Annotated in this window: 25 protein-coding genes and 1 pseudogene; 17 read left to right on the top strand and 9 right to left on the bottom strand. The window is 68.2% G+C overall.

The window, feature by feature from the left end; all coding sequences use genetic code 11:
- Positions 1 to 348 precede the first annotated feature (348 nt).
- Genes AC3A35_RS14035 through AC3A35_RS14015 form a run of 5 tightly spaced genes read left to right on the top strand, consistent with a single transcriptional unit; the run spans position 349 to position 5823 of the window.
- Positions 349 to 1431, top strand: coding sequence for a TRAP transporter substrate-binding protein (locus tag AC3A35_RS14035; RefSeq protein WP_487436752.1), 1083 nt, complete (start codon positions 349 to 351; stop codon positions 1429 to 1431).
- A 20-nt stretch (positions 1432 to 1451) separates the two neighbouring features.
- On the top strand, positions 1452 to 1985 hold the full coding sequence (locus AC3A35_RS14030) for a TRAP transporter small permease subunit (protein ID WP_487436751.1): 534 nt from the start codon (positions 1452 to 1454) through the stop codon (positions 1983 to 1985).
- Positions 1982 to 3307, top strand: coding sequence for a TRAP transporter large permease (locus tag AC3A35_RS14025; protein ID WP_487436750.1), 1326 nt, complete (start codon positions 1982 to 1984; stop codon positions 3305 to 3307). Before AC3A35_RS14030 ends, AC3A35_RS14025 begins: the two co-directional genes overlap by 4 nt.
- A 54-nt stretch (positions 3308 to 3361) precedes the next feature.
- Positions 3362 to 4198, top strand: coding sequence for a sulfite exporter TauE/SafE family protein (locus tag AC3A35_RS14020; protein WP_487436748.1), 837 nt, complete (start codon positions 3362 to 3364; stop codon positions 4196 to 4198).
- A 38-nt stretch (positions 4199 to 4236) separates the two neighbouring features.
- The gene (locus AC3A35_RS14015; RefSeq protein ID WP_487436747.1) at positions 4237 to 5823 is read left to right on the top strand and encodes a gamma-glutamyltransferase family protein; all 1587 of its coding nucleotides are present in this window, start codon (positions 4237 to 4239) and stop codon (positions 5821 to 5823) included.
- A 100-nt stretch (positions 5824 to 5923) separates the two neighbouring features.
- On the opposite strand, the gene AC3A35_RS14010 is transcribed toward AC3A35_RS14015, so the two are convergent.
- The 7 genes from AC3A35_RS14010 to atzF are packed head-to-tail and all read right to left on the bottom strand — an operon-like array spanning position 5924 to position 14020.
- The gene (locus AC3A35_RS14010) at positions 5924 to 6628 is read right to left on the bottom strand and encodes a GntR family transcriptional regulator (RefSeq protein WP_487436746.1); all 705 of its coding nucleotides are present in this window, start codon (positions 6626 to 6628) and stop codon (positions 5924 to 5926) included.
- Positions 6615 to 7607, bottom strand: coding sequence for an oligopeptide/dipeptide ABC transporter ATP-binding protein (locus AC3A35_RS14005; protein WP_487436745.1), 993 nt, complete (start codon positions 7605 to 7607; stop codon positions 6615 to 6617). Before AC3A35_RS14005 ends, AC3A35_RS14010 begins: the two co-directional genes overlap by 14 nt.
- Positions 7591 to 8625 carry an ABC transporter ATP-binding protein gene (locus AC3A35_RS14000; RefSeq protein WP_487436744.1) on the bottom strand — a complete coding sequence of 345 codons (1035 nt, stop codon included), beginning with the start codon at positions 8623 to 8625 and terminating at the stop codon, positions 7591 to 7593. Before AC3A35_RS14000 ends, AC3A35_RS14005 begins: the two co-directional genes overlap by 17 nt.
- Entirely contained in the window at positions 8622 to 9527 is a 906-nt protein-coding gene (locus AC3A35_RS13995; protein WP_487436743.1) for an ABC transporter permease, read from the bottom strand. Before AC3A35_RS13995 ends, AC3A35_RS14000 begins: the two co-directional genes overlap by 4 nt.
- On the bottom strand, positions 9490 to 10503 hold the full coding sequence (locus AC3A35_RS13990; RefSeq protein ID WP_487436742.1) for an ABC transporter permease: 1014 nt from the start codon (positions 10501 to 10503) through the stop codon (positions 9490 to 9492). The genes AC3A35_RS13995 and AC3A35_RS13990 overlap by 38 nt, the downstream gene beginning before the upstream one ends.
- 47 nt (positions 10504 to 10550) lie before the next feature.
- Complete coding sequence (locus tag AC3A35_RS13985; protein ID WP_487436741.1) at positions 10551 to 12152, bottom strand: ABC transporter substrate-binding protein; 1602 nt, start codon at positions 12150 to 12152, stop codon at positions 10551 to 10553.
- Between the two features lie 32 nt (positions 12153 to 12184).
- The gene (atzF, locus tag AC3A35_RS13980; protein WP_487436740.1) at positions 12185 to 14020 is read right to left on the bottom strand and encodes an allophanate hydrolase; all 1836 of its coding nucleotides are present in this window, start codon (positions 14018 to 14020) and stop codon (positions 12185 to 12187) included.
- Between the two features lie 309 nt (positions 14021 to 14329).
- Here atzF and AC3A35_RS13975 point away from each other — a divergent pair, with 309 nt between their 5' ends.
- From AC3A35_RS13975 to AC3A35_RS13945, 7 genes are all read left to right on the top strand, one after another.
- Complete coding sequence (locus AC3A35_RS13975) at positions 14330 to 15352, top strand: VanZ family protein (protein ID WP_487436911.1); 1023 nt, start codon at positions 14330 to 14332, stop codon at positions 15350 to 15352.
- Between the two features lie 32 nt (positions 15353 to 15384).
- The gene (locus AC3A35_RS13970) at positions 15385 to 15711 is read left to right on the top strand and encodes a (2Fe-2S) ferredoxin domain-containing protein (protein WP_487436739.1); all 327 of its coding nucleotides are present in this window, start codon (positions 15385 to 15387) and stop codon (positions 15709 to 15711) included.
- A complete protein-coding gene (locus AC3A35_RS13965; RefSeq protein ID WP_487436738.1) occupies positions 15708 to 16376 on the top strand; it encodes an alpha/beta hydrolase in 669 nt (222 codons plus the stop codon). The genes AC3A35_RS13970 and AC3A35_RS13965 overlap by 4 nt, the downstream gene beginning before the upstream one ends.
- Positions 16377 to 16391: 15 nt before the next feature.
- The gene (locus tag AC3A35_RS13960; RefSeq protein WP_487436736.1) at positions 16392 to 17003 is read left to right on the top strand and encodes a glutathione S-transferase; all 612 of its coding nucleotides are present in this window, start codon (positions 16392 to 16394) and stop codon (positions 17001 to 17003) included.
- Entirely contained in the window at positions 17003 to 18010 is a 1008-nt protein-coding gene (locus AC3A35_RS13955; RefSeq protein WP_487436735.1) for an ATP-binding cassette domain-containing protein, read from the top strand. Before AC3A35_RS13960 ends, AC3A35_RS13955 begins: the two co-directional genes overlap by 1 nt.
- 168 nt (positions 18011 to 18178) lie before the next feature.
- On the top strand, positions 18179 to 18496 hold the full coding sequence (locus tag AC3A35_RS13950) for an antibiotic biosynthesis monooxygenase family protein (RefSeq protein WP_487436734.1): 318 nt from the start codon (positions 18179 to 18181) through the stop codon (positions 18494 to 18496).
- Between the two features lie 184 nt (positions 18497 to 18680).
- Positions 18681 to 19466 carry an ABC transporter permease gene (locus AC3A35_RS13945; protein WP_487436733.1) on the top strand — a complete coding sequence of 262 codons (786 nt, stop codon included), beginning with the start codon at positions 18681 to 18683 and terminating at the stop codon, positions 19464 to 19466.
- A 24-nt stretch (positions 19467 to 19490) separates the two neighbouring features.
- Here the strand turns inward: AC3A35_RS13945 and AC3A35_RS13940 are convergent, their stop codons facing one another.
- Both AC3A35_RS13940 and AC3A35_RS13935 read right to left on the bottom strand, forming a co-directional pair.
- Positions 19491 to 20540, bottom strand: coding sequence for a universal stress protein (locus AC3A35_RS13940; RefSeq protein ID WP_487436732.1), 1050 nt, complete (start codon positions 20538 to 20540; stop codon positions 19491 to 19493).
- A 33-nt stretch (positions 20541 to 20573) separates the two neighbouring features.
- Positions 20574 to 21077, bottom strand: a pseudogene (locus AC3A35_RS13935) (fumarylacetoacetate hydrolase family protein); the annotation flags it as partial.
- A gap of 253 nt (positions 21078 to 21330) precedes the next feature.
- Between AC3A35_RS13935 and AC3A35_RS13930 the strand changes: the two are divergent.
- The 5 genes from AC3A35_RS13930 (at position 21331) to AC3A35_RS13910 (ending at position 26785) form a co-directional block, all read left to right on the top strand.
- Positions 21331 to 21513, top strand: coding sequence for a hypothetical protein (locus AC3A35_RS13930; RefSeq protein ID WP_487436731.1), 183 nt, complete (start codon positions 21331 to 21333; stop codon positions 21511 to 21513).
- 171 nt (positions 21514 to 21684) lie between these two features.
- On the top strand, positions 21685 to 22293 hold the full coding sequence (locus AC3A35_RS13925) for a TOL_0243 family YfiR-like periplasmic protein (protein WP_487436730.1): 609 nt from the start codon (positions 21685 to 21687) through the stop codon (positions 22291 to 22293).
- A complete protein-coding gene (locus tag AC3A35_RS13920; protein ID WP_487436729.1) occupies positions 22290 to 24230 on the top strand; it encodes a sensor histidine kinase, YfiR-like protein-associated in 1941 nt (646 codons plus the stop codon). Before AC3A35_RS13925 ends, AC3A35_RS13920 begins: the two co-directional genes overlap by 4 nt.
- A 16-nt stretch (positions 24231 to 24246) precedes the next feature.
- On the top strand, positions 24247 to 26343 hold the full coding sequence (locus AC3A35_RS13915; RefSeq protein WP_487436728.1) for a putative bifunctional diguanylate cyclase/phosphodiesterase: 2097 nt from the start codon (positions 24247 to 24249) through the stop codon (positions 26341 to 26343).
- Position 26344: 1 nt separating this feature from the next.
- On the top strand, positions 26345 to 26785 hold the full coding sequence (locus tag AC3A35_RS13910) for a response regulator (RefSeq protein ID WP_487436727.1): 441 nt from the start codon (positions 26345 to 26347) through the stop codon (positions 26783 to 26785).

The raw sequence follows: 26785 nt of genomic DNA, 5'->3' as shown, positions 1-26785 counted from the left end.
GGAGCCCCGTTTCGGTGCGGACGAGGCCAGCATAGTGCATACAAGCCATTCGGCACCGCACGGTGCCACCGGACGGACATCCGACACCAAGCGGCGGCACGACACTTCCAAATGTTCACAAAAGGCGACCAGAGCTGCCATTTGTAAATGACGGAATACCCCGGTGCGCCCCATATTGTGCAGCGCAGCGATATCAACCCTGAACAAGCAATGGTAACTTACATAATAAATACAATAACTTAATAAGAAACCCATTCTGGCACAGGCATTGCTAATCCTGTCGGGAGTCACTTTACAAACGACACCCATCGAGGGCGTGGCCCTCGATCCCGACAGGAGCAAGCCACCATGCCGCTGAATCGCCGCAAATTCCTCACCGGTGCCGCCGTTTCCGGTGCCATCCTCGGCGCCCCCGCCATCGCCCGTGCGCAGTCCACGACCCACTTCAGCTGGAAGATGACCAACGCCTACGGCCCCGGATCGCCCTTCTACGTGCAGGGCCCGGGCAGCCCGACCGACTTCTGCAAGAAGGTCGAGGAGATGTCCGGTGGCCGCCTGAAGATCCAGCACTTCGCCGCGGGCGAGTTGATCCCGGCGCTCGAGGGCTTCGATGCGGTGTCCAAGGGCATGGTCGAGATGAACGCCGCCAATGCCTACTTCTGGGCCGGCAAGATCCCGGCCGCGCAGTATTTCACCGCGGTGCCCTTCGGTATGAACACCCAGGGCATGAACGCCTGGATCCAGCATGGCGGCGGCCTGCAGCTGTGGCACGAGCTCTATGCCGCACAGGGCCTGATCGCCTTTCCGATGGGCAACACCGGTACCCAGATGACCGGCTGGTTCCGCAAGCCGATCGAGAGCGTGGCCGATTTCAACGGGCTCAAGATGCGCATCCCCGGCCTCGCCGGCAAGGTGTACAGCGAGCTCGGTGTGGCCGTGCGCCTGCTGCCCGGGGGCGAGATCTTCCCCGCGCTGGAGCGCGGCGTGATCGACGCCGCCGAGTTCGTCGGCCCCTACCAGGACCGCCGCCTGGGTCTGCACAAGGCGGCCAAGAACTACTACACCACTGGCTGGCACGAGCCGACCAACGTCACCGAACTGATGATCAACAAGAAGGCCTGGGACAGCCTGCCCAAGGACCTGCAGGCCATCGTTCAGGCCGCGGCGCTGGCCTGCAACAACGAGAGCCATGCGTGGTGCGAGGCGGTCAACGCCGACGCCCTGACCGACCTCGTCACCAACCAGGGCGTCACCGCGCGCCCGCTGCCGGCCGACGTCGTCACCCGGCTCAAGGCGGTCACTGCCGACACGTTGGAGAGCCTGGCCAAGGCCGACCCGGCCACGCGCAAGGTGCACGACGCCTTCATGGCCTTCCGCAGGAAGCATGAGTCGTGGGCTGCGGTCAGCGAAAAGTCCTTCCTTTCGCTGTGAGCACCTACCGGGAGACCCTGATGGACAGGCTGCTGAAGCCGCTCGAGCGCGTGATCCTCGCGCTCGGGTGGGTCGCCCGCGCCGCGGTGCTGGCGCTGGTGTTGCTGGTGGCGGCCAATGTGCTGCTGCGCTACGCCTTCTCCTGGAGCCCGGTGGGGCTGCAGGAGACCGAATGGCATCTGATCTCGCCGATCGCGCTGCTGGGCATGGCCTATGCCGTGTACCACCGCGCCGACGTCCGCGTCGACTTCCTCTACGACCGCTTCGGCGCGCGTACGCGTGCCGCGATCGACCTGCTCAGCGGGCTGTTGACGTTGGCGGTGGGCGCGGTGATCGCGTGGCTCGCGATTCCCTATGTGATGCAGGCCTACGACATCGGCGAAGCTTCGCCCGACCCGGGCGGGCTGCCGTACCGCTACCTGTTGAAGGCCTTCATCCCGCTCGGCTTCTCGCTGCTCGCCATCCAGGGCCTGCTCGACACCCTGCGCGCCTGCGCCACGCTGTGCCTGGGTGCGCCGCCCACGCCCCACGATTCGCTCGAGGTGCGCACATGAGCGGCAACGAATGGCTTGCACTGGGCCTGATCGGCACCTTCCTCGGCCTGATGGTGATCGGCATCCCGGTCGCGATCGCGCTCGCCGTATCCGGCTTCGTCGCCGGCTACCTGGGGTTCGGCACCATGCTGTTCTCGCTGCTGCCGGCACGGCTCTATGGCGTGGTCACCAACTACACCATGCTGGCCATCCCGTTGTTCGTGTTCATGGGGGTGATGCTGGAGAAATCCCGCGTCGCCGACGAGATGCTCGAGACCATCGGCCGCGCCATGGGCGGGCTCAACGGCGGCATGGGCATCGCCATCATCCTGGTCGGGGTGCTGATGGGCGCGTCCACCGGCATCGTCGGCGCCACCGTGGTCACCGTGGCCATGCTCACCCTGCCCACGCTGATGCGGCGCGGCTACAAGCCGAGCATCGCCTGCGGCACGATCTGTGCCTCGGGCACCCTGGGCCAGATCATCCCGCCCAGCCTGGTGCTGATCCTGCTCTCGGAGATCGTCGGCGAGTCGGTCGGCACCCTGTTCGCCGCCGCCTTCATCCCCGGCCTGGTACTGGCCGCGGTGTATGTGGTCTTCCTGCTCGTGCTCGGCAAGCTGCGCCCGTCCTGGGTGCCGGCGATCCCGGCCGAGGAACGCGCCCGGGCCGAACCCGGCACCCTGGCGCGCGACCTCGTGCGCACGGTACTGCCGCCGCTGCTGCTGGTGGTGGCGGTGCTCGGTTCGATCATCGGCGGCATCGCCGCACCGACCGAGGCCGCCTCGATGGGCGCACTCGGCAGCGCACTTATCGCACTCGGCGCACGCCGCCTGGACTGGAAGCTGATCCGCGAAACCCTGCACGGCACGCTGACGATCAGCGCAATGGTGTTCTTCATCCTGCTCTGCGCCCAGCCCTTCGCCCTCGCGTTCCGCGGCCTCGGCGGCGAAACCATGGTGCATGACCTGTTCGCGCTGGTGCCCGGCGGCGAGACCGGGGCGCTGCTGTTCCTGATGCTGCTGCTGTTCGTGCTCGGCTTCTTCCTCGAGTGGATCGAAATCTCCTACATCGCGCTGCCGATGTTCCTGCCCGTGTTCCACGCCTACGGCACCGACATGGTGTGGCTGGCAACGCTGGTGGCGCTGAACCTGCAGATGTCCTTCCTGACCCCACCCTTCGGCTGGGCGCTGTTCTTCCTCAAGGGCGTCGCCCCGCCGGGCATCACCACCCGCGACATCTACGCCGGTGCGCTGCCCTATGTGCTGCTGCAGATGCTCGCGCTGGCGCTGCTCTTCCTCTTCCCCGGCATCGCCACCTGGCTACCCACGGCGATCGGCTGGTAATCGACCACGGCCTGGCGGCGAGCCGCCGGGGCCGCATTCAACGGAGCGACACACATGGAATTCATCAACGGCCACAGCACCGCCTGGCTGCTCGGGCTCGCCGCCGCGCTGCTCGTCACCGGCGTGGTCGCGGGCGTGCTCGCCGGCCTGCTCGGCGTGGGCGGTGGCATCGTCATCGTGCCGGTGCTCTACCACCTGTTCACCCTGCTCGGCATCGACGAGTCGGTGCGCATGCATGTGGCGGTGGGCACCTCCCTCGCCACCATCATCCCGACCTCGATCATGTCGGCACGCGCCCACCGCAGGCGCGGCAGCCTCAACCGCGAACTGCTCGGCCGCCTGATCCCGCCGGTGGTGGTGGGGGTGCTGATCGGCTCGGTGCTGTCGGGATACTTCAGCGGCCGCGTGCTGACCATGATCTTCGCCACCGTCGCCCTGCTGGTGGCGCTCAACATGGCCTTCAAGCGCGACGGATTCGCGCTCGGCGACGGCCTGCCCGGCCCCGCCGGCACCGCCCTCATCGGGGTGTCGATCGGCGGCATCTCGACCCTGATGGGCATCGGTGGCGGCACCCTCTCGGTACCCCTGCTCAACGCCTTCCGCACGCCCATGCACATGGCCGTGGGTACCGGTGCGGCGCTCGGCATGATCATCAGCCTGCCGGGCGCGATCGGCTTCCTGATCAACGGCATCGGCGTCCCCAACCTGCCGCCGGCCACCGTCGGCTACGTCAACCTGCTGGGCATGGCGCTGATCGTACCGGCCACCATGCTGACCACCGCATGGGGTGCGCGCCTGGCGCACGCGATCGACGCCCGCCGCCTGCGCCAGGTATTCGCCGCCTTCCTCGCCCTCACCGCGCTGCGCATGTTCTATGGCCTGCTGGCCTGAACACGACCGAACCCACTCCACCCGCGAAGGAAACAACGATGCTGCACACTCTCACTGCCCTCGGCGGCATGCAGGTCGCCCCCCACCACCTGGCGGCCCAGGCCGGCCGCGACGTGTTGCGCGACGGCGGCAACGCGATCGAGGCGATGGTGGCCGCCGCCGCCACCGTTGCCGTGGTCTATCCGCACATGAACGCGATCGGTGGCGATGGTTTCTGGCTGATCCACGAGCCGGGCAAGACGCCGGTGGCCATCGACGCCTGTGGCTTTGCCGCCGGGCGTGCCGACCGCCAGTTCTACGCCGGACTGGACGCCATCCCGTCGCGCGGCCCCAAGGCCGCGCTCACCGTGGCCGGCACCGTGGGCGGCTGGGCCAGGGCGCTCGAAGTCGCCGCCGACTGGGGTCCAGCATTGCCGCTACCGCGCCTGCTCGCCGACGCCATCCGCCATGCGCGCGACGGCGTGGCAGTCACGGCCAGCCAGTCGGCACTCACGCGCAGCAAGCTCGAGGGCCTGAAGGATGCGCCCGGCTTTGCCGACACCTTCCTCGTCGAAGGCGCACCCCCTGCGTTCGGCCACGTGCTGCGCCAACCGGCACTGGCCCAGACCCTCACTACCCTGGCCGAATGCGGCCTCGACGACTTCTATCGCGGCAGCATCGCGGCCCGCATCGGTGCCGAACTCGAGCGCCTCGGCAGCCCACTGCGGGTCAGCGACCTCGCCGCCTACTCGGCACAGATCGTCGATCCCCTGTCGGTGCGCCTCGGCGACAGCATCATCTACAACCTGCCACCCCCGACCCAGGGCCTGGCCGCGCTGATGATCCTCGGCATCTTCGAGCGCCTCGGTGTCGGTGAAGGCGAAGGCTTCGCTCACATCCACGGCCTGGTCGAATCCACCAAGCGCGCCTTCCGCGTGCGCGACCGCGTGGTCACCGACCCGCGCCGCCTGCCGGCCGCCCCGGCGAGCTTCCTCACCGCCGCCGCCCTCGACGACCGTGCCGCCGACATCGACCGCCAGCGCGCGCTGCCATGGCCGGACCCCGCCGCCCCGGGCGACACCGTGTGGATGGGCGCAGTCGACCGCGACGGCCGCGCGGTGAGCTTCATCCAGAGCGTGTACTGGGAGTTCGGCTCCGGCGTGGTGCTGCGCGACACCGGCATCAGCTGGCAGAACCGTGGCATCAGCTTTGCGCTCGACCCCGCTGCGCTCAACGCGCTGGAACCCGGCCGCAAGCCCTTCCACACGCTGAACCCGGCGCTCGCCCTGTTCGACGACGGTCGCGTCATGCCCTACGGCACCATGGGCGGCGAAGGACAGCCGCAGACCCAGGCCGCGGTATTCACCCGCTACGCCCGCTTCGGCCAGCCCCTGCAGCAGGCGGTCAGCGCCCCGCGCTGGCTGCTCGGGCGCACCTGGGGCGACGTCACTACCAGTCTCAAGCTCGAGAACCGCTTCGCCCCGGAACTGGTCCAGGCACTGCGCGACGCCGGGCACGAGGTGGAACTGCTGGATGAAGCGTGGAGCGACACCATGGGCCACGCCGGTGCGCTGGTGCGGCATCCGAATGGACTGATCGAGGGCGCGGTGGATCCGCGCAGCGACGGGGTGGTGGCCGGGGTGTGAACGCGCCGCCGATGGCGGACCTACGCGGGAGCGGCTCGCGGCAACCGCGCAAACCGCCCGCACCTTCGATGAAAAACCGCTCGCAGCGCCGCGGGCGGCCTCAGGCCACCCCGATCAGCCCGCGCTGGCGCGCCTCGTACAGCATGTGCAGGGTGATCTTGTGCACCTCGGCCTTGCTCGCCTCGATGTGCGAGCGCAGGTTGATCGCCGCCTGTGCCGCCTTGCGCTGGGTGAGCAGGCGCAGGATCTCCTGGTGTTCGTCGTAGGTGGCATCGATCCGGCGCTCGCGGGTGAAGTCGAGGCGACGGATGATGCGGATCTTCTCGGTCACATCCTGATGCACGCGCGCCATTTCGAGGTTGCCGGTGGCCCTGACCAGGCCCTGATGGAAGGCTTCGTCGAGTGCGCCCACATGCTTGCCGTCGGTGAGCCGCTCTGCCACCGGAACCGCCCAGATCTCCTGCAACTCGCGCAGATCGGCGGCGGCCTCGGCCTCGCACAGGCGGTCCACCGCCGCCAGTTCGAGCACGATGCGCAGGTCGTAGAGCTGGTCGAAGCGGTTGAAGTCGAACGGACGCACGCTCCAGCCGCTGCGGAAGGCCACCTGCAGATAACCCTCGCGTTCGAGCCGGTACAGCGCATCGCGCACCGGGGTGCGCGACACGCCGCAGCGCGCGGCCATCTCGCTCTCGGTGAAGCGGTCGCCGGGCAGCAGCACGAAGTTGAAGATATCGTCCTTGACCTGCTGATAGACCTGTCCGGCAAGGAGGTTGGCCTTGCCGGGCGGAACACTATTGTCGGACATGCTGGACCACGGTTGGATAGTGACAGGCGACCTGGCGGAGATGACCGATGTCGGTCAGCTGCGGGCCCGTTTCGCCGCACGGCGCGAGGCCGCGCGGGCAGCGCCCGAGCAGACGGCAGCGATTGGGATCGGGGTCGATCGGGCTTTGCGGATCGCCGCCCACCAGCAGGTCGGACGCGCTGGCCTGGCCGTTGGCGAGCCCGCCGGGCAAGGAGGCGATCAGCGCCCGCGTATAGGGATGGGCCGGCGCACGGAACACCGCGTCGGTGGGGCCGGACTCGACGATCTGCCCGAGATACATCACCAGCACGCGGTCGCACAGCAGGCGAACCACGTTGAGGTCATGCGAAACGAACAGGAAGCTCATGTCCAGCTCACGCTTGAGGCGATCGAGAAGCTGCAATATTACCGTCTGCACCGACACATCGAGCGCCGCCGTGGGTTCGTCGAGCACCAGCAGCGCGGGCCGGCCGACGATGGCGCGGGCAATGCCGACGCGCGCCTTCTGCCCGCCCGAGAGCTGGTGCGGGTAGCGGTCGAGCAGCGCGTGCGGGAGGCCGACCCAGTCGGCCGCCTCCTCCACCCGCTCCGCGGCCGCGGCACCCTTCATGGCGCACAGCAGGCGCACCGATTCGGCGATGGTCTGACGCGCGGTATAGCGCGGGTTGAGGCTGTCGGTGGGGTCCTGGAACACCATCTGCACGTCCTTGCGCTGCGGGTGCAACGCCATTTCGCGGGCGCGGATCAGGCCGAGGTCATTGTTGCGAAAGCGCACCTGGCCGTCGCTGAGATCGAGTGTGCGGGTCAGCAGCCGTACCAGGGTGGATTTGCCGCAACCGGATTCGCCCACCAGGCCCACCGTCTCGCCCGGCGCAAGGTGGAAGTTGATCCCGTCCACCGCGTGGAGCCGACGCGTTTCGCCGCCCTTGTTCACCGCGAACCAGCGCTTGAGGTCGATGATTTCAAGCAAGTGCGGCATGGTGTGCCTCCGCAGTGTGCTGGTCCAGCGGGCGATGACAGGCCACGCTGTGCTGCGCGCCGACCGCAGCCAGCGCGAGCGGCGCGTCGCATTCGCTGCCACGGCGCGGACAGCGCTCGGCAAAGCGGCACGCTGGCAGATCGGTGCGGCGCAGATCGGGCAGATTGCCCTCGATCGCCGCCAGCTGGTCGAGCGCGGCCGCCCCCACCGGGGTGGCCGCGATCAGGCGCTCGGTATAGGGGTGGCGAGGCGCGCCGAACAGGGTTTCGGTCGGCCCCACCTCGACGATATGACCGGCGTGCATCACCGCGATGCGGTCACAGTACTCGCGCGCCAGGCCGAGATCGTGGGTGATCAACAGGGTGGCCATGCGGCGCCCGGCCGCCAGCTCGCGGATCAGGCGCATGATCGCCGCCTGGGTGGTGACATCGAGCCCGGTGGTGGGCTCGTCGGCGATCAGCAGGCGTGGCTTGCACGCGAGTGCGATCGCGATCATTACCCGCTGGCACATGCCGCCGGAGAGCTCGAACGGATAGGCGGCGTGGCGCCGCTCGGGGTCGGGGATGCGCACTTCGGCCAGGCACTCGATCGCGCGCTTGCGCCGCGCGGCGGCGTGCAGATCGGTGTGGCGCGCGAGCACGTCCTCGATCTGGCGCCCGACCGCACGGATCGGGTTGAGCGCCACCCGCGGGTTCTGGAAGATCATCGCCATCTCGCGCCCGCGCAGCGCCTTCATCGCCGCGCCCTTGTTCGCCAGCAGGTCCTGCCCGGCAAAGCGCAGGCTGCCGGTGCTGATGCGCGCGGCCGGATCCTGGATGCCCATCGCCGCGTAGGACAGCACCGACTTGCCGGAGCCGGATTCGCCGACCAGGCCCACGGTCTCGCCTTCGCCCAGCGCCAGGCTGACGTCCTCGAGCGCACGCACGGTGCCGCTGCGGGTGCGGAACTCGATCGCCAGGCGCTCCACCTCGAGCAGCGTGTTGGCGGCGGCGGACGCATTCGCGGCGACGACACTCATGTCCTTCTCCTCGGATCGATCAGGTCGCGCAGCGAGTCGCCGAGCAGGTTGAAGCAGAACACCGCGAGCATCAGCACCAGACCGGGGAAGAGCGCGATCCACCATTCGCCGGAGACGATGTACTGGGCGCCCTCGGCGACCATGATGCCCCACTCCGCCTCGGGGGGGCGCACGCCCAGGCCGATGAAGGACAGGCCGGCGGCGTTGAGGATGGCCCAGCCCATGTTGAGCGAGATCTGCACCATCATCGGCGGCATGATGTTGGGAATCAGGTGGTGGAACAGCAGGCGCAGTTCACCGTTGCCCGCCAGCCGCGCGGCCTCGACGAAGCCGGCCTCGCGCAGCACCCGCACCTCGGCGCGCGCCACCCGCAGGTAAAAGGGCAGGTTGATGATCGCAGTGGCAAGCACGATGTTGGCCACGGTATTGCCCATCGCGGCGACGATGCCCATCGCCAGCACGAACAGCGGAAAGGCCATGATGGTGTCGGAGATGCGCGTGCTGGCACGGTCGAACCAGCCGCCGAAGTAGCCGGCGAAGGCCCCCATCAGGCCGCCGATCACGAACGACAGCGCCACCGCCGCCACCGCGATGCCGAGGTCCAGCCGGGTGGCCACGATCACCCGCGACAGGATGTCGCGCCCGAGCGCATCGGTGCCGAACCAGTGCGCAGCCGACGGCGGCGACAGCGGCTCGCCGACGTGCGAGGCGAGCGGGTCGAAGGGCGCCAGCCACGGCCCGAACAGCGCCAGCAGCACGAAGCCGACGAAGAGGCCGGCGGCGATCGCCGACAGCGGGTTTTCTCCCACCACGTAGCGCAACACGCGCCACTGGCGAAGAAGCAGGCCGGGCCCCGGAGGGGTCTCAGGCCTGGAGGCGAGCGCGCGGGTCGACGAGGCCATATGCGATATCGATCATCAGGTTGAGGAGCACGTAGAGCAGCGCCATGGCGAGCACGAAGCCCTGCACCGGCGCGTAGTCCGAGGCCACCAGCGCCTCGATCGCGAACGAGCCGATGCCGGGCCACGCGAACACCTTCTCCACCAGCACGTTGGAGCCGAGCAGGAAGGAGAACACCATGCCGAGCGTGGTCAGCACCGGTAGCAGCGCATTGCGGAAGGCATAGGTGAACAGCACCGTCAGCGGATGCAGGCCGGAGGCGCGCGCGGTGCGGATGAAATCGGCCGACAGCACCCCCAGCATCGACGCCCGCGTCATCCGCGCCAGCGGCGCGAGCACGAACAGCGCCAGCGTGATCGCCGGCAGCGCCAGCTGCGCCGCAACGGCGGCGAAAGTCTCGAGGTCGCGCGCGATCAGGCTGTCGATCAGGTAGAAGCCGGTGACGAAGTCGGGCGCGCTGGTGTAGGGGTCGAGCCGTCCGAGCGGCGACGGCGCCCAGCCGAGCAGGAAGTAGAAGATGTAGGCCAGCAGCAGGCCGGTGAAGAAGGTCGGCAGCGACACCCCCGCGGTGGTGATGCCGCGGCACAGGTGGTCGATCCACGACCCGGGCCGGGTCGCCGCCAGCACGCCGAGCGGAATCGCGACCACCACCGCCAGCAGCAGGCCGACCAGGGTCAGTTCGAGCGAGGCCGGCAGGCGCTCGCCGATCTCGGTCAGCACCGGCTGGCCGGTGGTCAGCGAACTGCCCCAGTCGCCGCGGGCAAGGTCGCGCACGTAGAGGAAGAACTGCTCGGGCAGGCTGCGGTCGAGGCCGAGCTTGACCCGCACTTCCTCGATCGCCTCCTGCGAACCGGACGCGCCGGCGAAATAGGCCGCCGGATCACCGGGCAGCGCCCGGGTCAGCACGAAGGTGACGACGATCACGCCGATCAGCGCGGGCACCGCACCGAGCAGGCGTTTGAGTATGGCCTTGATCATCCTGGCTCCTCGGCCGCTGCCGCCCCGCGGGGCGGCAGCGGCCATGCTTACTGCTTGTAGATCTGGCGATAGTCGGGCTGCAGGTGGAACCAGTAGGTGAGCCCGTGCACGTTCTTCTGCATCGCCACGTCCATGCTCGGCTGCACCACCGGAACGCGCGGCGCCTCGGTGTAGGCGATGTCGATGAAGCCCTGCACCTGGCCGGCGTACTTCTTCGGATCGGTCTCGAAGCGGGCCGACTCGATCAGCTTGTCCATCTCCGGGTTCTGGTAGCTCATGGTGTTGAACACCGCGTTCTGCCCGTGATAGGTCCAGAAGAAGAAATACTCCGCATAGTTCAGCCAGCCGCCGAAGCGGTTGAACAGCATCGGCATGTCCTTCTTGGCGATCGCAGCGCGCCAGTTCGAACCCGGCACCTTGTTGATGGCGACCTTGATCCCGATCGCGGCGAGCGACTCCTGCACCAGGATCGCGGTCGGCTCCGACACGGTGGCGGTGCCGAGGTCGAAGGACAGCGTGGTGGAGAAGCCATTCTCGTAGCCGGCCTCCTTCATCAGCGCCCGGGCCCTGTCGAGGTCGGTCTTGTAGGCACTCGGCTGCGGCCAGCTCCCGTCCTTGACCCCGTCGCTGCCGAACAGTGGCATGCCGCGCCCGTAGAAGGCGTTCTGCATGATCTTGTCGTAGGGCATGGCGTAGGCCACGGCCTGGCGCACCTTCGGGTTGTCGAACGGCGGGGTCTTGGTGTTCATGCCGAGGTACCACATCGAGTTCTCGATCGGTACGCTGGCCACCTTCACGTTGCCCTTCTCCTGCGCCATCTCGGAGAAATCCTTGGGCGGCAGTTCGAAGGTGATGTCGATGTCGCCGCGGGTGAGCAGCGCGCGGCGGTTGCCGGCCGAAGGCACATCGCGCTGGATCACCCGTTTCAGTTTCGGCAGCGGCCCGTTCTTCCACTCGTCGAAACGCTCGTAGACGATCTCCTGGCCCGGCTTCCACGACACCACCTTGTAGGCGCCGCCGCCGGCGGTGTTGGTCTTGAGCCAGGCCGCCGCCCACGGGTCGTCCGCGGTGGCGTGCTGCTTCGCCAGCTTGGCGTTGTAGATCGCCGCCACCGGGACCGCCACGTCGGGCAGGGTCATCTTGTCCTTGCGCAGGAACTTCAGGCGGAAAGTGTGGGCATCGACGACCTCGAACTGCTCGGGCTTCTCGATCGAACCGGCTTTCATCTGGAAGGTGGGGAAGCCGCCCATGCCGAGCGCGCGCTCGAACGACCACTTGACGTCCTCGGCGGTGACCGGCGAGCCGTCGTGGAACTTCGCGTCGCGGCGCAGGTGGAAGGTCGCGCTCATGCCGTCGGCGGCGATCTCCCAGCGCTCGGCCAGTTCCGGCTCCAGCCTGGTGAAGTCGTAGCTGTCGATGCCGTCGCCCAGCGACTTGCGCCCGTAGGTGAGCAGGCGGTCGTAGGCCAGCCACGATACGCCGTAGGCCGGACGGTTGGCGCCGAGCCCCTGGATGTCGAGCATGTTGGGCCCGAACTCGTTGGCTACCACCAGGGTCTCCAGGCGCTTGTCCTGGGCCTGGCTCAACGCCGGGGACAGGGCCAGCAGGGTCGTTGCCAGCGGCAGGATGAGCCTTCTCAGATTTTTCATTGTGGCACTCCGGGGGAAAAGCTGCGGGGGTATCAGACAGGAACAGCGGCGGCACGCTCGGCGAGGTAGGCGCGCCAGCCGCCGAGCGCGGTGACATCGGGAGCGCCGGCGAGCGCGGCGGCTTCGCACACGAAGCCCTTGACCTCGCGGCCATCGGCCAGGGTCAGGGTGCCGATGCCGAGCGGCGCGGGAATCTCGGCGACGAAGCTGCCGAAATTGCGCACCGGCAGCGCCCAGACCTCGACCTCGAGCGCGCCACCGTCCTCGGCCACCCGTACCATGCCGGGCTTGGGCGGGGTGGTCCCGGGCAGGGCATGGAGCCGGTACAGCGGCGCGGTGCGCGTGGTCTCGAGCAGACGCGCGCCGCGCTCGACCAGCTGCCAGTTGAGCGGCAGGCCACTCAGATGGGCGCCCACCACCGCGACCTCGACCACTGGCTCGGCAAACGGTAGCGCTTCGAGCGCCGCGCCGGCGGTCGCGGGACGCTCGGCGCTCAGGCCCAGCCGGCCATGCAAGCGCGCCTGCAGGCGACGTCCGAATTCCGCCAGACGATGATCCGCCCCGGCCGCCCCGAGCAGGGTCACCCCGGCGGGCAGGCCATCGGCACGGAACGGCCCCGGCAGCGCCAGGCCGGCCATGCCGAGCAGATTGACGAAGTTGGTGTAATAGCCGAGCTGGCTGTTGCGCTCGACCGGCGCCTCGGCGATGGCGGCATGGGTATGAATCGTGGGCGCGGTCGGCACCAGCACCAGGTCGGCCTTGTCCAGTTCGGCGCGACAGACCCCGCGCTGTGTCTCCAGCGCATAGCGGGCGCGAAAGGCGTCGACCGCGCTCATGCCGTCGGCGCGGGCGATGATGCCGCGCACGGTCGCATCCATCGCGTCGCCGTGCGCATCCATGAAGTCCTCGATCGCCGCCCGCCGCTCGGCCACCCACGGCCCGTCGTACAGCAGCCGGGTCACCGCGTGGAAGGGCGCGAGGTCGATGTCGACGAACTCCACCCCGGGCTCGGCGGCCACCGCGTCGAGCGCGGCGCGCCAGGCCTGCTCGGCAAGTGGGTCGCCGAAGAACTCGAGCACCGTGGGCACGCCGACGCGCACCGTGCGTGTCACCGGCCCCAGTGGCAGCGGGGGGGCCGAGAACGGATCGCGCGCGTCCTCGCCCGCCAGCACGCCGAGCACCGCCCAGCCGTCCTCCACCGTATGCGCGAACACCGATACGCAGTCGATGCTGCGGCAGGCGGGCACCACCCCGGCGCTGCTCACCAGCCCGGGGCTCGGCTTCACGCCGACCAGGTTGCACGCCCCGGCGGGCACCCTGCCGGAGCCGGCGGTGTCGGTTCCCAGCGCGAACGCGACCCAGCCGCGAGCGGTGGCGGCGGCCGACCCCGAGCTCGAACCGCCAGTCATATAGGCCGGGTTGAACGGATTCTTCACCGCACCATAAGGCGAGCGGGTTCCGACCAGACCGGTGGCGAACTGATCGAGATTGGTCTTGCCGATCAGGATCGCCCCGGCCGCGCGCAGGCGCTCGACGACGGAGGCATCGGCCGCGGCCTCGTAGGCGAACGCGGGGCAGGCCGCCGTCGTCCGCAACCCGGCCACGTCGATGTTGTCCTTGACCGCGAACGGGATGCCCAGCAAGGGCAGGGCAGCGCGTGCCGCCGGATCGGCCAGCCGGGCGGCACAGCGCTGCGCCTCGACCAGCACCGCGTCGCGGTCACGCAGAAGGATCCATGCCTCTCCGCCCTCTTCGGCGGCCAGACGGTCGAAGATCCGGTTCACCACCTCGACCGGTGAAGTTTCACCGCCCAGATAGGCGTGGCGGAGCGTGGCAATGGTAAGTGGAGAGAGGACTGCGGTGTTCATGTGCACCTTCTTGGATACAAGATCGTATTCAAGAAGAAGCGAGTACCATGCCAGTGCATGGTCGCAACATATCGTGTTGTTTTAATTGAAAACTAAAGAAGAAAAGCGGACCCGACGTAACGACCGACGCACCAGACTGGGGAATCGCGCCCCGCACCGGTGCGCACCCGGCCGTCGGCCGGCGCCGACGCCTGTTGGCGACGGAAGCGGACGGCCGGGTGCGGGGTCGGCTAGACTTCTCCAACCGCCACTTCCCCCGCAGCCGTGCACCGCCCCTCCCTTCCCCGCAATCTGGCCATCGCCTACGCCATGCTCGTGGCCTACGCCTGTCTGCATCCTTTTTCCGAATGGCGGGAGAGCGGGTTGCCGTTGTTCGACTACCTGGTGGCGCCCTGGCCGAAGTACTTCCAGATCGAGGATCTGATATTCAACGTCCTCGGCTACTTGCCGCTCGGCCTGATCCTCGCCGCCGCCCTGCCGGTGGCCTGGACCGGATTGCGCCTCGCCGTGGTCGCCACCCTGCTCGCCAGCCTGTTCAGCTTCGGCCTCGAGACGATCCAGCACTTCCTGCCGTCGCGGGTGTCGAGCAACATCGATCTCGGCGCCAACATCGTCGGCGCGCTGCTCGGCGCAGTCCTCGGCGCGCGCTGGGGCCACGCCCTGTTCGCGCCACGCGGCGGCCTGTCGCGCTGGCGCGGAGAACACGTCATCGGCGGACATACCGGCGACCTCGGACTGATTCTGCTCGGTCTGTGGGTGCTCACCCAGCTCACGCCGGACAGCCTGCTGTTCGGCAGTGGCGACATTCGCCGGCTGCTGGGCATTCCACCGCCGCTGCCATTCCGCCCCGAGCGCTTCATCGCCTTCGAAACTGCGCTCACCTCCGCCACGCTGGTCGCCATCGGTCTGTTCGCGCGGTGCATGATGCGCACCGCCGGCCCGGGCCCGATCGCGGTCTTGCTGGTCCTCGGCATCGGTGCCAAGACGGTGGCTGCGGCCAATTTCTTCGTTCCGCCCGACCCGCTGGCATGGCTCACCCCCGGCGCCGAACGCGGACTCGCCTTCGGCCTCGCGCTGCTCACCGCCGCCTTGCTGCTGCCGCGCGTGGTGCAGCACGCACTCGCCGGCACCGCCTTGCTGATCGCCACCGCGCTGGTCAACCTGATGCCCGAAAACCCCTATCTCGGCAACGGCCACGCCGTGCTCAACCGCGGGAATTTCCTCAATTTCCACGGTCTGACCCAGCTCGTCGCCAGCCTGTGGCCCTTCGTCGCACTCGCCTACCTGTCGGCGCTGGGGCTGTGGCGGGGCGAACACCTCGACAGTGCGTGACGCCTATAATCCGCACTCCAACGGAGACCAGAATGAGCTATTTCAAGCACCACGTTTTCTTTTGCTGCAATCAGCGCGCGCCCGGCGAATCGTGCTGCAACAACCTGGGCGCGAGCGCCTTGCAGGCCTACGCCAAGGACCGCACCGCCGCACTCGGCCTGCGCGGCCCGGGCAGCGTGCGGATCAACAAGGCCGGCTGTCTCGGCCGCTGCGACGACGGCCCGGTGCTGGTGGTGTACCCCGACAACGTCTGGTACACCTATCTCGACGAGGAAGACGTCGACGAAATCATCGACCAGCATCTGGTCCACGGGCGCATCGTGGAGCGCCTGCGCCTGCCCGACGGAGAGCCTGCATGAGCCGCCCGCTGCCTACCGAATCCGCCTTGCTGCGCGGCGCCGCAGGCGCCATCGAGGTGCTGATCGACGCGCCCGAGACGGTGCGCGGCATCGCACTGGTGTGTCATCCGCATCCGCTGTTCGGCGGCGCCAATACCAACAAGGTGGCGCACACCCTGGCGCGCAGCTATCGCGACCTCGGCTTTGCCGTGATCCGCCCCAATTTCCGCGGGGTGGGCAAGAGCGAGGGCGAGCACGACCACGGCAACGGTGAAACCGAAGACATGCTGTCGGTGATCAGCTGGGCGCAGTCGCGCTGGGGCAGTCTGCCGCTGGCGCTGGGCGGCTTCTCCTTCGGCGGCTTCATCCAGACCCGCATTGCCAACCGCCTCGCCGAAGACATCAATCCGCCGCGCCAGCTGGTGCTGGTGGGCACCGCCGCGGGACTGGCCGCCGACGGCGCACGCAGCTACGACACCCCGCCGGTGCCCAGGACCATCCCCACGCTCGTCGTTCATGGCGAACTCGACGAAACCGTGGCGCTGTCCAACGTGCTCGACTGGGCGCGACCGCAGGAGCTGCCGGTGGTCGTCATCCCCGGCGCCGATCACTTCTTTCACGGCAAGCTGCACCTGATCCGCGACCTCATCGTCCGCAACGTACCCCCTGCCGCGCCGCGCGGCTGAAAACCGGAGACCCTGATGAAACTCCTCGCCTCGCTCACCAGTCCCTACGCACGCAAGATCCGCATCCTGCTCGCTGAAAAGAATCTGCCCTTCGAACTCGTCGTCGACTCGCCGTGGGAAGCCAACACCCGCGTGCCCGAGGTCAATCCGCTGGGCAAGGTGCCGGCGCTGGTGCTCGACAATGGTGAGGTGTTCTTCGACTCGCCGGTCATCGCCGGCTATATCGAGACCCTTGCCGCGCAACCGGCCCTGCTCCCGGCCGGTGGCATCGAGCGCGTGCGCGTACGCCAGACCGAGGCCCTGGCCGACGGCATCCTCGACGCCGCCGTCGCCGCCTTTCTCGAGAGCCGCCGCCCCGAGGCCCAGCAAAGCGCGCCGAGCATCGAACGCCAGTTCGACAAGATCGGGCGCAGCCTGGACGAACTCGAAAAACGCGCAGCGGGCCATCCCTGGTTCGACGGCGAGACGATGCAGCTCGGTGACATCACCGTCGGCGTCGCGCTCGCCTACCTCGACCTGCGCCTGCCCCAGGTCGACTGGGGCAGCGGCCGGCCGGCGCTGAAATCACTGGCCGAACGCCTGTTTGCACGGCCGAGCTTCACCGCCACCCTGCCGCCCGCCGGTTGATGACCGCCGCGCTGCCCGTTTCGACGCGCGCCGCGCCCGCATCCATGGCCGAGGGCGAGCGCCCGTCGCCGCTCGTGATCCGCGGCCTGGTCAAACGCTACGGCGATGCCGAGGTCGTGCGCGGCGTCGATCTCGAGGTCCGCGCCGGCGAATGCTTCACCCTGCTCGGCCCCAACGGCGCCGGCAAGACCACCATCCTGCGCTGCGCGCTCGGCCTCGCCGCACCCGGCGCCGGCACCATCCGCCTGTGTGGCGAACCGGTGCCCGAACGCGCCCGCGAAGCACGCGCGCGGGTGGGCATCGTGCCGCAGATCGACAACCTCGACCCCGATTTCACCTGCGCCGAAAACCTGCTCGTCTATGGCCGCTACTTCGGTCTCGCCGACGCCGTGATCCGCGCCCGCATCCCCGAGCTGCTCGCCTTCGCCGGGCTGGAGGGCAAACGCGACGCCCACATCCAGTCGCTGTCCGGGGGCATGAAGCGCCGCCTGACGCTGGCCCGCGCGCTGGTCAACCGCCCCGAGCTGCTGGTGCTCGACGAACCCACGACCGGCCTCGACCCGCAGGCCCGCCACCTGATCTGGGAGCGCCTCAAGCAACTCCTGCGCAGCGGCACCACGGTGCTGCTCACCACCCACTTCATGGACGAGGCCGAGCGCCTGTCGGATCAGCTCGCCATCCTCGACGCCGGCCGCATGCTAACCACCGGCAGCCCGCGCGAGGTGATCGCCGCGCAGATCGAACCGCAGGTGGTGGAGGTGTTCGGCGACTGGGAGGGCCACGCGGTGGCCGAGCGCGGCGGCGGCGCCGCGGCCTGGGCCGCGACCCACGCCACTGCGCTGGCCGAGCGGTTCGAGATCAGCGGCGAAACCGCCTTCTGCTACCTGCACGACCCCGCCCCCCTGCTGGCCCACCTCGCCACCCAGCCCGGCCTGCGCTACCTGCACCGCCCGGCCAACCTGGAAGACGTGTTCCTGAAGCTCACCGGGCGCGAGTTGCGGGACTGAGTTCTTCGCCACGGAACTTGGCGAGACGGCAACGACCAAGGATTTGCTGGCAGTTCGATCGGAGGGCACGCGGCAGGCAAGGCGAAATGTTCGCCATGTTGTGCTTGAGTAACCCGCGTCTCGGGGACGATGCTGCCTCAATGGCGCCAACGAGGACAGGAGGGTTCCATGCTGTACCTATTCGAAGTGCACATCAAAGCCGGATACACCGCCGAGGATTATGCCGACGCCTGGGTTCGTGCGAGTCGGCTCATTCAGCAGGCGCCGGGGGCTCGCGGTACCCGGCTGCATCGCAAGCTGGACGACCCGTCGGTGCTCATCGCTATTGCCCAGTGGGACACCAAGGCCGAGCGCGATGCGATGGAGGCGCAGCATCGGCCCGACGTGGCGGCGATCATTCGCAGTGCAGCGCCGTTCTGCGACATTCGCCCGCTCGGCGAGTTCGACGAAGCCGAGTGGGTGGTGTTGCCGCCGGGCAAGGCGTGAGCACAGCCGGATCATTCTTGCTCGGCGACTCGGGTTGCCGTCGCCACCGGACCAGACGCTTCGTGCAACGCCGATTTGACGACAAACCCCTATTTCGCCAAGACTGCGACGCCACACTCGCTGCCTGCTCATCGTCACCCCATTTTTCCAACGTCCGTCGAACCCGGCGCTATCTGCCCTGTCCATGACCCCCAACCCGTGGCGCCCGCCCGTCCTCTCCCGCCGCTTCGTCCCGGTATGGCGGCGCAACTTCCTGGTCTGGCGCAAGCTCGCGCTGCCTTCGGTGCTGGGCAACCTGGCCGATCCGGTGATCTACCTGTTCGGGCTCGGCTTCGGTATCGGCATGCTGGTGCCGGAGGTCGACGGGGTGCCCTACATCAGCTTTCTCGCCGCCGGCATGGTGTGCTACTCGACGATGAACAGCGCCACCTTCGAGGTGCTGTACTCGAGCTTTTCCCGCATGCACGTGCAGCGCACCTGGGATGCCATTCTCAATGCGCCGATTGCGCTCGATGACGTGGTGTTCGCCGAACTGGTGTGGGCGGCGTCCAAGGCGCTGCTGTCGGGGGCGGCGATCCTGCTGGTGGTGAGCCTGTTCGGCCTGGTCGACACACGCTACGTGCTGTGGCTGCTGCCGCTGATCTTTCTGGTCGGCCTGAGCTTTGCCGCGCTCGGCCTGATCGTGACCGCGCTGGCGCCGAGCTACGACTTCTTCATGTACTACTTCACCCTGTTCGTCACCCCGATGATGCTGGTGTCCGGTGTGTTCTTCCCGATCGAGCAGCTGCCGGCCGCGCTGCGCACCGCCACCTCGATGCTGCCGCTGTCGCACGCCGTCGAACTCGCCCGCCCGCTGCTGCTGGGCCGGGCGCCGGAAGCGATCGGCCTGCATCTGGCGGTGTTGATGGGCTACGGCGCGGTGGCATTCTGGGTGGCGCTGGCGCTGACCCGCCGACGGCTGCAGAAATAGGACGGCGCGAGCCGCCCCGGGGATTCATCGACCGGCCGGTCCCGCATTTGCGCCGGCGGGCGCCGCCGCCAGGTTGAGGATGCGCGCGAACATGCGGCGGAACTGCCCGTCCGGTGCGGCCCCGAAACCCGGGTCACCGTTATCGTCGAAGGCCTGCGCGATCTCGTCCCAGTCAGCGTCGTCGAAATGCGCCTGGGCCGCTGGCAGGATGAGCTTTTCCTCCATGCTCATGTGCTCCCATTCGAGCTCGGCAAAGTTCTCCAGCGCGAGGGCGAACGGTCCGACGCCGACGCGCCCTTGCTCGAACGCATCGAGTGCGCCATGCAGCGCGACAAAGCGCAGGGCGCCGTCGCGGTGCTGTTTTTCGAGCACGTCGAGCGTCGGCACCAGCTCGGGAACCCGTTGGCGCAGGCGGCCGAACAGCCAGGCCTCTTCCTTGGGGTGGTGCAGCGCCTCGGGGAAGGCGCGGATGTAGTGCAACGCCGCGCGCAGCAGCTTGAAATCCGGGGGCGCGCCGCGCTCGCGCACGTCCTGCACCAGATGGCGCAGGCCGTGGATCACCGCGGCCAGCGAGCGGTGTTCGTCCTTGATGATGGCGATCGCGCGTTTCATCTCGCGGTCCGCCGCATTGCTCTCCACCGTCGACACCAGCACCGGGATGCGGGTGTGCTGCAGCACCTTCTGCGTCTGCGAGCCCAACATCAGCCCGCGGACGCCGCGACGCCCGTGCGAAGCCATGAAGATGAGGTCGCATCCGCAGGTTTCGGCGGCCTCGACGATGGCCTCGTAGGGCCGGTCCGAGGTGAGTGCAAGGGTGTCGTGCGCAATGGCGGCCGCGCGCGCCGACACTTCGGCCTTGGCCAGCACCGCACGCGCATGCCCCTCCGCCACGGCGGCGAATTCGGCCGGCGCCAGGCTGCGCTGCAGCGCACCGTCCTCGGTGGCGCCGTAATCGGGGCGCGCATGGAAGAAGGTGATGCGCGCACCGAGCGGGCGGGCCAGATCGATCGCACGGGCGACGATATCGACCGCCAGTTCGGAGTCGTCGAGCGGGACCAGCAGGTGACGGTACATGGCAATACCCCCGGAAAAGTGGGAAGGAAGAACCTACGAAGCAGCCGCGATGCACGGAATGCGCTGCACGCCGATGCCGACGATCGCGCCCTCCATGACGTCGCCGGCACGCAGGTAGCGATCGTAGTGTGAACCGTTGCCCGCGGGTGAACCGGTGATCAGGATGTCGCCGGGGGACAGCCGCACGCGGCTGGTGAGGTACTCGATCAGGTGCGCGATGGGGAAGATCATGTCCGCGGTGCTCTCGTCCTGCATGATCTCGCCGTTGAGTTTGAGGGTGATGCGCAGCGCCCGCGGATCGGGCACCAGGCGGGCGGGCACGATATAGGGCCCCATCGGCGTGTAGCCGGGCAGGCACTTGCCCATCACCCAGTCGCTGCCGAGGGCCTTGAGGTCGGTCCGGTGCACCAGCTCGCGGTTGGTGATGTCGTTCACGATGGTGTAGCCGGCGATGTAGTCGTGCGCGTCCGCGCGCCTGACGTGGAAGGCCGGCTTGCCGATGACCACCGCGAGCTCGAGCTCCCAGTCGGGCTGTTCGCGAGGCGACGGGCAAAGTGGCTACCCAAGGCCCCCGCGGCGCCGGTGATGACCGCGACCCGGTCGTGGTGACTGTGGCTCATGGTGTCTCGTCTCCTGTTCTCTTGTTCAGGCCCCCGTCTGATACGGGCGCCCGGCCGTCGCAGGCTGTATCCGCCTCGTACGCGCTCTTGGGATGAAACGATAGCGCCCCCGGACCTATCCGAACAATCGTTTGTCAGGATTTGAGGAATCGACGGGACGGATAGTTGAGATGAATCCTGAACTCGACGAATCCACGGCAGTCCTAGATAACCAGTGCTGCAATGCAGCAGCCGCTGACGCGCATGCCGACAGGTTTCCGCGCCATCCGCGCCGGCTTCAGCATGCCTTGGCGGACCGATCTGAATTCAGCCTGTCGGACAGCGGAAAAATGCGGGTTTGCTATGCTTGTTGAGCAAGGCACATTCATCGAGGATAGGATGAGACGATGCGAGCGCTCACCCGGGAACTCATTCGACGGCAGGGCGGGGTCGGTGGCTGACCCGGCCTGTCCGGATCAGCCGGTCCGCTACAGGACGCCGATTCCGCGCGGCAAGCCCGTCGGCAGCGTCGCCCCGGGGCGCCCATGGCGTTCCTGATTGCGCGCAGCCCGTGGCTGGGACTGAGCCCGGTGCCGGGGTTGGGCGCCATGCTGCGCCTGGCGCTGACCGTGCTGGTGGGCGCCGCGAGCATGGCCTACGCCGTCGACGGCGATCCGGTAACCCTCGAGCAACGGGTGAAGGCTGCCTTTCTCTACAAGTTCGCCGGCTACGTCGAATGGCCGGCGCCCGCCTTCGTCGGTCCCGATGAACCGGTGGTCATCGGCGTCATCGGCGCCGACGCACTCGCCCACGAACTCGAGCAGGTCCTTGCCGGGCGCCGTCTCGGCACCCGCCCGCTGATCATGCAGCGCCTGAGCACGGTCGATCCGACCACCCGGGTCCATGTCCTGTTCGTCGGCCGCGACGTCGATCAGGGACAGGTCTCCGCCGTGCTGACGCAGACCCGGGGCAGGCCGGTGTTGACGGTGACCGAGTCGGACAGCGGCTGGCCCGCCGGCAGCGTGATCAACTTCATCATCGACAACGACAAGGTCCGCTTCCAGATTTCGGCCCCGGCCGCCGAAAACAATGGCTTGCGGGTCGGATCGCAGTTGTTTGCCGTCGCCCGCGAGGTGAAGAGGGATTCGCCATGAGGTGGCCACTGCGCCTGCGCTCGGTCCGCGCCAAACTGCTGGCGGGCGTCCTGTTCACCAGTGTCGCGGCGCTGCTGATCAATGGCGTCGCGCTGCTGTTCTACGATCTGCGCAGCTACCGCGAGGCGGGCACCACCGATCTGACCACCCAGGCCGGCCTGATCGGGCGCGCTACCACCGCCGCGCTGCAGTTCGACGACCCCGAATTCGCCGCCAATATCCTGGCCTTGCTGCGCGAACGGCCGAACGTGCGCGCAGCCGCCCTCTACAACAGCCGCGGGGCGGTGTTTGCGCGCTACTTCAGGTCCGATGCGGCGACGGACGTGTTGCCGCGGCTGCCCGAAGCCAACAGCGTGACGGTGGCCGGCGAGCGGATGACGGTATTCCGCCGCGTCGTCGACAACAACGAGATTCTCGGCACGGTCTATCTCGTGGCCGACTACGAGATCTACCGCCGCGTGACCAACTATGGCGTCATCGCCGGCAGCGTGATGCTGATTGCCTTGCTCGTCGCGCTGCTGCTGTCGGCATGGCTGCAGGCGGCGGTCACCCGGCCGATCATCGGAATCGCCGATCTTGCCCGCAAGGTTGTCGGGCAGCGCGACTACTCGGTGCGGGCGAACAAGAGCACCGATGACGAGATCGGCGTGCTCGTCGATGCCTTCAACGATATGCTGTCCGAGATCGAGCGTCGCACCGCGGCGCTCGAACAGTCGAAAACCCAGCTCGAGCGCGAGGCGGCCGAGCGCAGCGAGGCGGTGCGGGCGCTGCGTACCAGCGAGGAACGCTACCGCTCGCTGGTCGTGGTCAGCGCGCAGATCGTGTGGACGACCGACGCCGACGGGCGGGTGGTCGAGCCGCTGCCGACCTGGCAGACCTACACCGGGCAGGCCGACAGCGAGGTGATGGGGCTGGGCGCGCTCAATGCGATCCACGCCGACGAGCGCGAGCCCACGCTCGAGTCGTGGCGGCACGCGGTCGAGCGCGTGGCCCCGTTCGCGACCGAGTTCCGGCTGCGGCGCAAGGACGGCGTCTACCGCTGGTTCGCCGCGCGCGGCGTGCCGGTGAAGCACGCCGACGGCAGCGTCAAGGAATGGGTCGGCACATGCACCGATATCGACGACCAGAAGATCGCGATCGACGAAATCCGGCGCCTGAACGAGGAGCTCGAACAGCGCGTCCGGCAGCGCACGGTGCAACTCGAGGACAAGAACCGCGAGCTCGAGGCGTTCTCGTATTCGGTGTCGCACGACCTGCGGGCGCCGCTGCGCGCGATCGACGGCTTCAGCCAGGCACTGGTCGAGGACTTTGGCGGGCAGGTCGACGAGGAAGCCCGGCGCTACCTGTCGCGCATCCGTTCGGCAACCCAGCGCATGGCCCAGCTGATCGACGATCTGCTGACCCTGTCGCGGATCTCGCGCGTCGAGCTGGCGTGGTCCCAGATCGATCTGAGTGCGATGGCGCACCAGGTCATCGACGAGCTGAAGCACGGCGAACCCGCGCGCACCGTCGAGGTGTCGATCTGGGAAGGCATCGTGGTTCAGGGCGACCCGCGGCTGCTGCGGATCGCGCTCGAAAACCTGCTCGGCAACGCATGGAAATTCACCACCAAGACGAGCGCGCCGCGCATCGAGTTCGGCGCACTCGAAGACAGCGAGCGCTCGACCTTTTTCGTCCGCGACAATGGGGCCGGTTTCGACATGGCCAACATCGGCCATCTGTTCGGCGCATTTCAGCGCCTGCATGCGGTCACCGACTTTCCCGGCACCGGCATCGGCCTGGCCACCGTGCAGCGCATCGTGCACCGCCACAACGGCCGGATCTGGGCCAAGGCGCAGCGTGGCAAAGGTGCCACCTTCTTCTTCACCCTCGGTCAGGCCGAAGGTTTTGCCCAGGCGGCGGACGATGCCGGCCACAATGCGTCGGGGGCATCGTGAACAGGGGGCACCGGACATGGCCGAGGCGATAAAGGTATTGTTCGTCGAGGACCAGCCCGACGATGTCGAGCTCATCCGCTTGCGCCTGCAGCGTGACGCGCTGGAGATCGAGGGACGGACGGTCGCGAGCGAAGCCGGGCTGCGCGCCGCGCTGGCCGATTTCCTCCCCGACGTCGTGCTGTGCGACTACACGATTCCCGGCTTCTCCGGCCGCGAGGCGCTGGGCATCGTCCGCGCCCGATCGCCATTCGTTCCGTTCATCTTCGTGTCCGGCACGATCGGCGAGGACACCGCCGTCGAGTGCCTGCGCGAAGGCGCCACCGACTACCTGCTCAAAGGCAACCTGAGCCGCCTCGCGGTGGCGGTACGGCGCGCGATCGCCGAGGCCGCGGAACGGGCGCGCATCCGCGACGTCGAGCAGGCGCGGGCGCACCTGGCCGAGATTCTCGAAGCGACCAGCGATCTGGTCACGATGGCCGACCTCGGGCGCAAGGTGACCTTCATCAACGAGGCCGGCTGCCGGCTGCTCGGGGTAACCCGCGACCAGGCCGTGCACAGTCCCGCAGACGACTTCTACGCGCCGTGGGCGCGCGAGCGGGTCCATAGCGAGGCCATCCCGGGCGCGCTCGCGCACGGCACCTGGCAGGGCGAGACCGCGGTGGTGGCGCGCTCCGGCGAGGAAATCCCGCTGTCGCAGGTGCTGGTCGCGCACAAGGGCGCGGACGGCCAGGTGCGCTTCTTTTCGACGATCGCGCGCGACATCCGTGAGCGCAAGGCCTACGAAGCCCGCCTTCGCCACCTTGCGAATTTCGACGCCCTGACCGGCCTGCCCAACCGGTCGCTATTGGGCGACCGCACCGCGCAGGCGCTGGTCCACGCCCGCCGCACCCGAAGCTGCCTGGCGGTGGTGGCGATCGGCCTCGATGGCTTCAAACGGATCAACGAGGCCTTCGGCCACGCGGTCGGCGACCGGGTTCTGGTGGAGGCGGCGGCGCGCCTGCTCGCCAGCGTGCGCGAAGGCGACACCGCAGCCCGCATCGGCGCCGATGAGTATGCGGTCCTGCTCTCCGATCTCGCCCGCCCGGAAGACGTCTATCCGGTGGTGCGCAAGCTGCTCGACGCGCTGGCGCAGCCGCAGCTGGCCGGGGGCCAGGAGCTGCGGGTGACGGCGAGTGCTGGGGCGGCGGTCTTCCCGGCCGACGGCGAGGACTTCGAGACCCTGGCGAACAATGCCGGCGCAGCGATGCGCAAGGCCAAATCGGTGGAGCGCGGCAATCTCCACTACTACTCGACCGACATCACCGACGAAACGCTGGCGCGGCTGAAGATCGAGAGCGGCCTGAGAGCAGCGTTGCACAACGGCGCCCTGATGCTCCACTATCAGCCTCAGTACGCTCTGCACGGCGGATTGATCACCGGCACCGAGGCGCTGATGCGGTGGACGGGGGCCGACGGCATGCCAATCAGTCCGGCGCACTTCATTCCTGTCGCCGAGGAGATGGGGCTGATTCGCAAACTCGGCGAATGGGCGCTGATCGAGGCATGCACCACCGCACTCGAATGGACACGCCCCCCCGGGCCGCCGCTGACCCTCGCGGTCAACGTCTCGCCCATCCAGCTCCACGGCGACGGCTTCGCCGCGGTGGTCGAGCGCGCGCTGCGCACCAGCGGCTTCCCGGCCGCGCAGCTCGAGCTCGAGATCACCGAGGGCGCCCTGATGTCCGACCAGGCCGGTGCGCTCGAAGCCCTTGCCCAGCTCAAGGCGCTGGGAGTGAGGATCGCCATCGACGACTTCGGCACCGGCTACTCGAGCCTGAGTTATCTGTCGCGACTGCCGATCGACTGCCTGAAGATCGACCAGTCGTTCATCCGGCGGATGATTGCCGATCCGCGCGATGCGGCGATCGTGCGCGCGGTGATCCTGCTCGGCCACGGCCTGGGCCTGACCGTACTCGCCGAGGGCGTCGAGACCCCTGAACAATTCGACATGCTGCACGACATGGGCTGCGATCAGGCACAAGGCTTCTACCTGTCGGCGGCGGTACCCGGCGACCGGCTGCAGTCGCTGCTTGACGCGCCACCGCACACGCGCCCGCATTCGCAAGGAGACTGAGATGGATGCAAAGACAATTCTGGTGGTCGAGGACAACCCGGACGACGAGGAACTGACCCTGCGCTCGCTACGCCGGGCCCACATCGCCAACAAGGTGGTGGTGACGCGCGACGGCAGCGAAGCCCTCGACTACCTCTACGCCCGCGGCGAGTATGCCGGACGCGATCCGACCCAGATCCCGGCCCTGGTGCTGCTCGATCTGAAGCTGCCCATCGTCGGCGGGATCGATGTCCTGAAGCGGATTCGTGCCGAGCCGGTCACGCGCTACCTGCCGGTGGTCATCATGACCTCGTCGAGCGAGGACGAAGACATGGTCAAGAGCTACGACAGCGGCGCCAACAGTTACGTCCGCAAGCCGGTCGATTTTTCCGAGTTCGCCACCGCCGTGCAGCACCTCGGCCTGTACTGGCTGGTGCTCAACAATGTGCCGAAGCTGGTGTGA

The sequence above is a fragment of the Azoarcus sp. Soil_N_20 genome, assembly GCF_057656155.1.
Note: the sequence above shows the minus strand (reverse complement) of the source record. Positions and strands in the feature narration are given on the sequence as shown.

Coding starts and splice junctions, on each gene's coding strand:
- AC3A35_RS14035 (WP_487436752.1), top strand. CDS start 349: ATGCCGCTGAATCGCCGCAAATTCCTCACCGGTGCCGCCGTTTCCGGT.
- AC3A35_RS14030 (WP_487436751.1), top strand. CDS start 1,452: ATGGACAGGCTGCTGAAGCCGCTCGAGCGCGTGATCCTCGCGCTCGGG.
- AC3A35_RS13930 (WP_487436731.1), top strand. CDS start 21,331: ATGAATCCTGAACTCGACGAATCCACGGCAGTCCTAGATAACCAGTGC.
- AC3A35_RS13950 (WP_487436734.1), top strand. CDS start 18,179: ATGCTGTACCTATTCGAAGTGCACATCAAAGCCGGATACACCGCCGAG.
- AC3A35_RS13945 (WP_487436733.1), top strand. CDS start 18,681: ATGACCCCCAACCCGTGGCGCCCGCCCGTCCTCTCCCGCCGCTTCGTC.
- AC3A35_RS14000 (WP_487436744.1), bottom strand. CDS start 8,625: ATGAGTGTCGTCGCCGCGAATGCGTCCGCCGCCGCCAACACGCTGCTC.
- AC3A35_RS14010 (WP_487436746.1), bottom strand. CDS start 6,628: ATGTCCGACAATAGTGTTCCGCCCGGCAAGGCCAACCTCCTTGCCGGA.
- AC3A35_RS13925 (WP_487436730.1), top strand. CDS start 21,685: ATGGCGTTCCTGATTGCGCGCAGCCCGTGGCTGGGACTGAGCCCGGTG.
- AC3A35_RS14015 (WP_487436747.1), top strand. CDS start 4,237: ATGCTGCACACTCTCACTGCCCTCGGCGGCATGCAGGTCGCCCCCCAC.
- AC3A35_RS13985 (WP_487436741.1), bottom strand. CDS start 12,152: ATGAAAAATCTGAGAAGGCTCATCCTGCCGCTGGCAACGACCCTGCTG.
- AC3A35_RS14025 (WP_487436750.1), top strand. CDS start 1,982: ATGAGCGGCAACGAATGGCTTGCACTGGGCCTGATCGGCACCTTCCTC.
- AC3A35_RS13990 (WP_487436742.1), bottom strand. CDS start 10,503: ATGATCAAGGCCATACTCAAACGCCTGCTCGGTGCGGTGCCCGCGCTG.
- AC3A35_RS13910 (WP_487436727.1), top strand. CDS start 26,345: ATGGATGCAAAGACAATTCTGGTGGTCGAGGACAACCCGGACGACGAG.
- AC3A35_RS13915 (WP_487436728.1), top strand. CDS start 24,247: ATGGCCGAGGCGATAAAGGTATTGTTCGTCGAGGACCAGCCCGACGAT.
- AC3A35_RS13920 (WP_487436729.1), top strand. CDS start 22,290: ATGAGGTGGCCACTGCGCCTGCGCTCGGTCCGCGCCAAACTGCTGGCG.
- AC3A35_RS13960 (WP_487436736.1), top strand. CDS start 16,392: ATGAAACTCCTCGCCTCGCTCACCAGTCCCTACGCACGCAAGATCCGC.
- AC3A35_RS14005 (WP_487436745.1), bottom strand. CDS start 7,607: ATGCCGCACTTGCTTGAAATCATCGACCTCAAGCGCTGGTTCGCGGTG.
- AC3A35_RS13995 (WP_487436743.1), bottom strand. CDS start 9,527: ATGGCCTCGTCGACCCGCGCGCTCGCCTCCAGGCCTGAGACCCCTCCG.
- AC3A35_RS13970 (WP_487436739.1), top strand. CDS start 15,385: ATGAGCTATTTCAAGCACCACGTTTTCTTTTGCTGCAATCAGCGCGCG.
- AC3A35_RS13955 (WP_487436735.1), top strand. CDS start 17,003: ATGACCGCCGCGCTGCCCGTTTCGACGCGCGCCGCGCCCGCATCCATG.
- AC3A35_RS14020 (WP_487436748.1), top strand. CDS start 3,362: ATGGAATTCATCAACGGCCACAGCACCGCCTGGCTGCTCGGGCTCGCC.
- atzF (WP_487436740.1), bottom strand. CDS start 14,020: ATGAACACCGCAGTCCTCTCTCCACTTACCATTGCCACGCTCCGCCAC.
- AC3A35_RS13940 (WP_487436732.1), bottom strand. CDS start 20,540: ATGTACCGTCACCTGCTGGTCCCGCTCGACGACTCCGAACTGGCGGTC.
- AC3A35_RS13965 (WP_487436738.1), top strand. CDS start 15,708: ATGAGCCGCCCGCTGCCTACCGAATCCGCCTTGCTGCGCGGCGCCGCA.
- AC3A35_RS13975 (WP_487436911.1), top strand. CDS start 14,330: ATGCTCGTGGCCTACGCCTGTCTGCATCCTTTTTCCGAATGGCGGGAG.